This window comes from Mycolicibacter senuensis, from assembly GCF_003284925.1.
In the GTDB taxonomy this organism is placed as follows: Bacteria; Actinomycetota; Actinomycetes; order Mycobacteriales; family Mycobacteriaceae; genus Mycobacterium; species Mycobacterium algericum_A.
On the sequence record NZ_QMEX01000009.1, the window covers coordinates 68036 to 74599 of the forward strand.

Genomic DNA, 6564 nt, shown 5'->3' on the forward strand with positions numbered 1-6564 from the left:
TCCATACGATCAAGCCATGTCGCAATGTCACACCGTGCGCGGACCGATCGACACCACCGACCTCGGCGTCACCCTGATGCACGAGCACGTGTTCATCATGACCACCGAGATCGCCCAGAACTACCCGGACGCCTGGGGCGACGAGGACGCCCGGGTCGCCGACGCGATCACGCGGCTCAACGCATTGAAGGCCGCCGGAGTCGACACCATCGTCGACCTGACCGTGATCGGCCTCGGTCGCTATATCCCCCGCATCGCGCGGGTCGCCGCCGGCACCGAGTTGAACATCGTGGTGGCCACCGGTGTCTACACCTACAACGACGTACCGTTCTTCTTCCACTACCGGGGCCCGGGCACCATGCTGGACGGCCCGGAGCTCATGGCCGACATGTTCGTCCGCGACATCGAGTCGGGCATCGCCGACACCGGGATCAAGGCGGCAATCCTCAAGTGCGCCACCGACGAGCCCGGCGTCACTCCCGGCGTCGAGCGAGTGCTGCGCGCGGTCGCCCAGGCCCACCGGCGCACCGGTGCGCCGATCTCCACCCACACCCACGCCGGGCTGCGCCGCGGTCTGGAGCAGCAGCGCATCTTCGAAGACGAAGGCGTCGATTTGTCCCGGGTGGTGATCGGGCACTCCGGGGACTCAACCGATCTGGGTTACCTGGAGGAGCTGATCGCGGCCGGGTCCTATCTGGGCATGGACCGGTTCGGTATCGACCTGATCCTGCCGTTCGAGGACCGGGTCAACACCGTGGCGCAGCTGTGCGAGCGCGGCCATGCCGACAAGATGGTGCTCTCGCACGACGCCAACTGCTACTTCGACGCGCTGCCCGGCGAACTGAGCTCGGTGGCCGCCCCCAACTGGCACTACCTGCACATCCACAACGACGTGATCCCGGCGCTGCGGCAGCGCGGCGTCACCGACGAGCAGTTGCGCACCATGCTCGTCGACAACCCCCGCAAGATCTTCGAGCACTCCGGCGGCTACTGACGGCTCATCGGCCGCCGAGACCGGCTGCCGGCGTTGAGTTCCAGCGAACCGAGCACCGCTCGCAGCCGTTCGGGAGTGGCCTGCTCGGGCTCGCTGAGCCGCAGCTGCAGCAGTTCGCGGCCGACGGCCGCCACGATCCGGGCGGTGTAGTCCGGGTCGGGCAGATCCGGCATGGTGCGCAGCAGTTCGCGGCCGAGGAAACCACGCACCGCGGCCTCGGCGCCGGCGAGGCGTTCGTGCAGCTCGGGTGGTGCCCCCTGGGGCGGGAACAGGAACAATCGCCAGGTCGCGGAGTGGCCGTCGGCGGCCCGCAGCACCCCGTCGAACACCCGCGCCAAAAATCCCTCGGCATCCGGGTTCTCGGTGCTGGTGATCGCAGCCGTGAACTGCGCCGCCGCCCGGCCCGCTTCCCGATCGATGAGTGCGACGAAAAGTCCTGCGGGACTACCGAATTGCTGGTAGATCAGCGACCGATTGACGCCGGCTTCCCGAGCGACCCGGTTGGGCGTGGCTGCGTGGAAGCCCTCGGCGTCGACAATGGCGTGGGTGACATCGAGGATCTGCTCGCGCCGCGCCTCGCCTGTCATGCGCCGCCGGCCGGTCGGGATCACGCTTGACAGCATAACTAACACTCTGTTACCTGTAACTAACGAAACGTGAGTTAAGTGGAGATGTCTCGGAGAGGTTCGTCGATGCCCACGCACTACCCAGCGCTGCGCCAGCGGGTCCGCCGGCAAGCCGAGCTGCTGCCGGAGCTCTACGGCGAGTTGGACTTCGACTCCCAGCCGTTCCGCACGACGACCGACCCCGACGACGTGTCGTCGCTGCGCGGCCGGCCCTCCACCCGGGCCAAGCTGCTGGCCGACGAGGCCGCGGTCGAGCTGATTTCGACGGCGACCTGGCTGGGCGATGTGGTGGCGGACTCCTACGCCGCACTGATGGGCCAATACAGCGTCAGCACGCTGATCGGCATGCTCAAGCAGGCGTGCCGCCACGGCATCGAAGCGGTGCCCGACGCGCCACCGGAGTTGGTGGCATTCATCGCCGACATGGAAGCCACCCCGGATTGGCTGGACATGGACCTGGTTCGAAAGGGAGCCGAGCACTCCCGGCTGCCGATGGCACTGTTGGCACCGTTCGTCGTCCGCGGTGCGTTCATCGCAACCTTCCTCAACACCTACGCCGCGCTGCCGATGGCACTGACCGGCGCGCTGTCGGGCAAGCGTGCCGCCGGGCGGGTCAACGAGACCACCAGTTTCTTCGCCGTCACCACGCTGCCGGGTGCACTGGACCGCTACGGCCAGGGTTTCGAGGCGGCGGCCATGGTGCGGCTGATGCACTCGATGGTCCGCTTCAACGCGCTCAAGCGATCCCCGAAATGGGACGTCGGCATCTACGGGCTGCCGATCCCGCAGATTGATCAGATGCCGGCCGGCATGATCAACCTCTACGTGCTGGCGATGGACGCCCGCCGCCAAGGACGCACCGAGTTCACGCCCAGCGAGCGTGCCGAGGTCGAGTTCACCCGCTATCGCTGCGTTCTGCTCGGCCTGCCCGAAGAGCTGCTGCCGACCACGCCCACGGAGATTATTCGGGTGTTCAGCGCCCGTGCCGCGCTGCTGCGCGATGACTTCGACGACGCCACCTGCGGGGAGTTGGTTCGCTCCACGATGGCCGCCTACCTGCGGCAGGACGAAACCCTGCGGGAACGCATCGCCGACGCGGTCGAGAAGAGCTACAGCAAGCTGTTTTTCGTGCGGATGTTCTGCGGCGGCAAGCGCGTGGTGGCCGCGAAGATGGGTGTCACGCTCGGGGCGGGTGACTATCTGCGGATCGCCCTCACGGCGCCGTTCGTCTACGGCCGCGCGTCGGTGGTGCAACGCGCTGTCCGCACTCCCGGCTTGCGCCGGCTCACGAACGCCTACGTGCTGCGCCTGCTCAAGCGGCGGCTGAAGGCCTACGGCACACCGGAGTTCACCAGCGACGTCGCCGACTACACGCCGTCGGGAGCGGCCGCCTGAGTGACGCCGGGCGCCGGTCTCGGCCTCAGCGCACTCCGGCGGGCTCGGGCTCTTCGGGCGCCACCGGACCGGCTGCTGCCGGCATTGCACCGCGGGCAGCACGACGGATCTCCCAACTGCGCAGCATCTCCCGGCACGGTTGTTCCACCAGGGCGTAGCTGACCGCGGCGATCGCGACGGTGAACACCATCGTCAGCGCCAGCACCACCGCCATGTCCCCGGTGAACGCGAATCGGCCGATCACCGGGAACACCATGTCCAGCGCGGCCAGGTGCCAGATGAAGATCCCGTAGGACCAGCGGCCCAGCGTGACCATCGGCGCGCTGGCCAGGAAGCGATGCGGGGTGTCGGGACGGTCCAGCACCAGCGGCGCCAGCAGCGCCCAGGCCAGTACACCCCCCATCGCGGTGCGCACGATGAATTGGCCGACGGTGGCCGAAGTCAGCCCTTCGGGGCCGGCCAGCGGCGAGGCGGCCACCAAGAACGCCGCCAGGGTCAGGCCCGCCATCGGCAATCGCCGGCGGGCCAGCCGGTGCACCCGGGTGACCGGGCTGTGCGCCCACTCGGCCAGCAGCATGCCCGCCCCGAACCAGCAGCCGTAGGCCGGCGCCCAGTTCAGCGGATTCACTCCGTAGGGGGTGTGGATCGGCAGAAAGCCCCAGCCCAGGCTGAGCAGCGACACGGCCGCGATCACCGGCACCCGGGCGCGCACCGACAGCCATCGCGCCGCCAGCGCCAGGAAGGGCAGGGCGATGTAGAAGCTGACCTCCACGGCCAGACTCCACATCTGGGTCAGGCCGGGCGTCAGCGTCAGCGGCACGTAGATCTGCGTCATCGTGAGATTGGCCAGCCACACCGTCAGGCTGGCCCCGCTCGCGTCGGGCAGCAGCGCCAGGATCACCACCACCGACACCAGGTAGGCCGGCATGATCCGCACGATGCGCGAGCGCAGGTAATGCCCGGTGGGCGGCGCCTGCCGCAGCCCGCGCGCGGCCGCGGCATGCCCGCGCCACAACAGAAACCCGCTCAGCGCAAAGAACACCGCCACGGCCATGTCGAAACGGCCCCAGAGCCGGCCGGTGATTCCCGACGAGTGCCCGGTCTGGAAGGCCACGTGGGTGATGACCACGCCGATGGCGGCGCAGGCGCGCATCCCCTCGACGGCGGGCAGAAAGCTGCGTACGCCACCCACCTGCTGGTTCAGCCGATCGCGGTCCAAAGCATCAATGGACACACCCTAGCTGTTTGAACTTCTGCTGTTAGGGTCAGACAGGTTTAGGTACGGGTCGGAAAGGAATGGTGCGGCGACGTGAACCGAGCAGTCATGATGCGTATCGCGGCATGCGCAATCATGGGCCTCGGTGCCGCATTGTTGATCGCTGCCCTGCTGCTGTCCACCTACACCGCCGGCAAGATCGCCAAGATCCCCCTGGACGTCGAGGCCACCCTGATCAGCAACGGCAGCGGCGCCGCGTTGGATCCGGAATCGCTCGGCAGTGAACACGCGGTGGTCGACCAGGATGTGCCGCTGGTGTCCCAGGAGCAGATCGGCGTCGAGGCGCCCGCCAACGCCGACGTCGTGACCCTGCAGGCCGGCTCCTCGCTGCGGCGCGCGGACCGGCAGAAGGACACCGGCCTGTTGCTGGCGATCGTCGACACCGTGACGCTGGATCGCCGTACCGCCGAGGCGATTTCGGATGACAACCACCCGGGTGGCTCGGTGCAGCGGCCGCGGAACTTCGACGACGACAGCCCGCCCACCAACATCGCGCTGCCGCACGAGGGGCTGTCCTACCGGTTCCCCTTCGACACCCAGAAGCAGTCCTACCAGTACTTCGATCCAATCGCGCAGAAGGCCTACGAGGCCAACTACGAGGGCGAGGACGACGTCAACGGGCTGACCGTCTACCGGTTCACCCAGAACGTCGGCTACGACCCGGACGGCACGCTGTCCGAGCCGGTGCGTTACCCGTCGCTGTACGGCCACGACGAGGACGGCGAGATCAGCGCCCCCGCCCGGATGTGGAACATCGAGGGCGTCGACCCCGACGAGGACATCACCATGACGCGGTATTACGCCGCGCAGAAGACCCTGTGGGTGGACCCGGTCTCGGGCACCATCGTCAAGTCGAAGCTGCACGCCAACCACTACTACGCCCGTGACCCGCTGAAGCCGGAGGTGGCGCTGGCCGACTACACCGTCGTCAGCTCCGAAGAGACCATCGAGGCGCAGGTCAACGCCGCCCGTAACGAGCGGGACCGGGTCGCCCTGTGGTCGCGGGTCCTGCCGATCACCTTCACCGCCGCCGGGCTGATCGCCTTGATCGGCGGTGTGCTGGTCGGCTGGTTCAGCCTGCCCGCCGAGGCCGCCCTGGGCCAGCCGGGCCGCGACGGCTCCGACGGGGGGTTCTTCGGCGGCTTCGCTCCCAGGTCGCCGTCCCCCGGACCCGTCACCGGAGCCGAGGCCGAGACCGAGAAACTGCCGACGCAGCGTCCGCAGTTGGACCGCCCTGCCACACCCCCGGAGGCCGACCCGCCGACCCGCGGTCAACCGGATCCCGCTCCCGATCAACCCTGAGCCCGCGGTGGTGCGAGCCGGGCGCTGGGTGGCGCCGTGCTATGCACTGGGACTGACGCTGCTGGTGCTGGCGCCGCTGCTGCGGCCGGGCTATCTGCTGCTGCGCGATGCGGTGTCGACGCCGCGGTCGTATCTGACCGGAAGCGCGCTCGGACTGGGCGAGGCGGCACCGCGGGCGGTACCGCAGGACTTCGCGGTGGCGCTGGCTTCGCGGCTGTTCGATGGCGGCACCGTGGTCAAGGCGTTGCTGATCGCGGCGCTGTGGCTGGCCGGCTGCGGTGCGGCGCGACTGGTGGCGACGGTGCTGCCCGAGGCCGGGCGGCCCGGCCAGCTGGTGGCCGTCACCGTCGCGATCTGGAATCCCTATGTCGCCGAACGACTGCTGCAGGGGCATTGGAGCCTGCTGGTCGGCTACGGGTGCCTGCCCTGGGTGGCCGTGGCGATGCTGCGGCTGCGATCCGGTGGCGGCGGCGGTCTGCTCGGGTTGGTGTTCTTTCTGGCGCTGGCCGGGTTGACCCCGACCGGGCTGCTGCTGGCCGCCGTAGTGGCGCTGGTGTGCGTTGCGGCACCGGGTTCCGGTCCGCCGCGGTGGTGGTGTGCGACCGGCACGGTGGCGACCACCGCGACCGCCGCACTGCCGTGGCTGATGGCCTTGGTGGTGGGCCCGGGGTCTGTTCGCGGCGAGCCGGCCGGGGTGGCGGCGTTCGCGGCCCGCGCCGAGCCGGGTCTGGGCACCCTGAGCAGTCTGGCCGGGCTGGCCGGTATCTGGAATGCCGAGGCGGTACCCGGCTCCCGGACAACGATTTTCGCGCTGGTTGCGACGGCGGTACTGCTGGGCGTGGTGGCACTGGGAGTGCCGACGGTGCGGCAGGTCCCCGCCGCGCGGCCGCTGCTGGTGCTGGCGGGCACGGCCGTACTGGTATTGGCGATGCTGGCGACCGGCCCCGGGTTGGCGGCGCTGGGCTGGGCGG

The 6564-nt window shown here is 69.2% G+C and carries 6 protein-coding genes; 4 read left to right on the forward strand and 2 right to left on the reverse strand.

Annotated features, from left to right (window positions below):
* Positions 1–16: 16 nt before the first annotated feature.
* Entirely contained in the window at positions 17–994 is a 978-nt protein-coding gene (locus tag DQP56_RS05285) for a phosphotriesterase family protein (protein ID WP_112683938.1), read from the forward strand.
* On the opposite strand, the gene DQP56_RS05290 is transcribed toward DQP56_RS05285, so the two are convergent.
* On the reverse strand, positions 988–1581 hold the full coding sequence (locus tag DQP56_RS05290) for a TetR/AcrR family transcriptional regulator (protein WP_112683939.1): 594 nt from the start codon (positions 1579–1581) through the stop codon (positions 988–990). The genes DQP56_RS05285 and DQP56_RS05290 overlap by 7 nt on opposite strands.
* A 105-nt stretch (positions 1582–1686) precedes the next feature.
* Here DQP56_RS05290 and DQP56_RS05295 point away from each other — a divergent pair, with 105 nt between their 5' ends.
* Entirely contained in the window at positions 1687–3015 is a 1329-nt protein-coding gene (locus DQP56_RS05295; protein WP_112683927.1) for an oxygenase MpaB family protein, read from the forward strand.
* Between the two features lie 25 nt (positions 3016–3040).
* Here the strand turns inward: DQP56_RS05295 and DQP56_RS05300 are convergent, their stop codons facing one another.
* A complete protein-coding gene (locus DQP56_RS05300; RefSeq protein WP_234825514.1) occupies positions 3041–4168 on the reverse strand; it encodes an acyltransferase family protein in 1128 nt (375 codons plus the stop codon).
* 156 nt (positions 4169–4324) lie between these two features.
* Here DQP56_RS05300 and pgfA point away from each other — a divergent pair, with 156 nt between their 5' ends.
* Together pgfA and DQP56_RS05310 are read left to right on the forward strand one after the other, a co-directional pair.
* Positions 4325–5593: a cell envelope lipid trafficking protein PgfA gene (gene pgfA, locus DQP56_RS05305; RefSeq protein WP_165824904.1), complete on the forward strand. Its 1269-nt coding sequence runs from the start codon at positions 4325–4327 to the stop codon at positions 5591–5593.
* A gap of 7 nt (positions 5594–5600) precedes the next feature.
* The coding region (locus DQP56_RS05310; RefSeq protein WP_526022701.1) for an MmpA family trehalose lipid delivery protein at positions 5601–6564 on the forward strand (964 nt) is incomplete at its 3' end.

What these genes read in the sequence shown, in the direction of transcription:
- DQP56_RS05285 (WP_112683938.1), top strand. Translation starts at nt 17, where the DNA reads ATGTCGCAATGTCACACCGTGCGCGGACCGATCGACACCACCGACCTC.
- DQP56_RS05290 (WP_112683939.1), bottom strand. Translation starts at nt 1,581, where the DNA reads ATGACAGGCGAGGCGCGGCGCGAGCAGATCCTCGATGTCACCCACGCC.
- DQP56_RS05295 (WP_112683927.1), top strand. Translation starts at nt 1,687, where the DNA reads ATGCCCACGCACTACCCAGCGCTGCGCCAGCGGGTCCGCCGGCAAGCC.
- DQP56_RS05300 (WP_234825514.1), bottom strand. Translation starts at nt 4,168, where the DNA reads ATGCGCGCCTGCGCCGCCATCGGCGTGGTCATCACCCACGTGGCCTTC.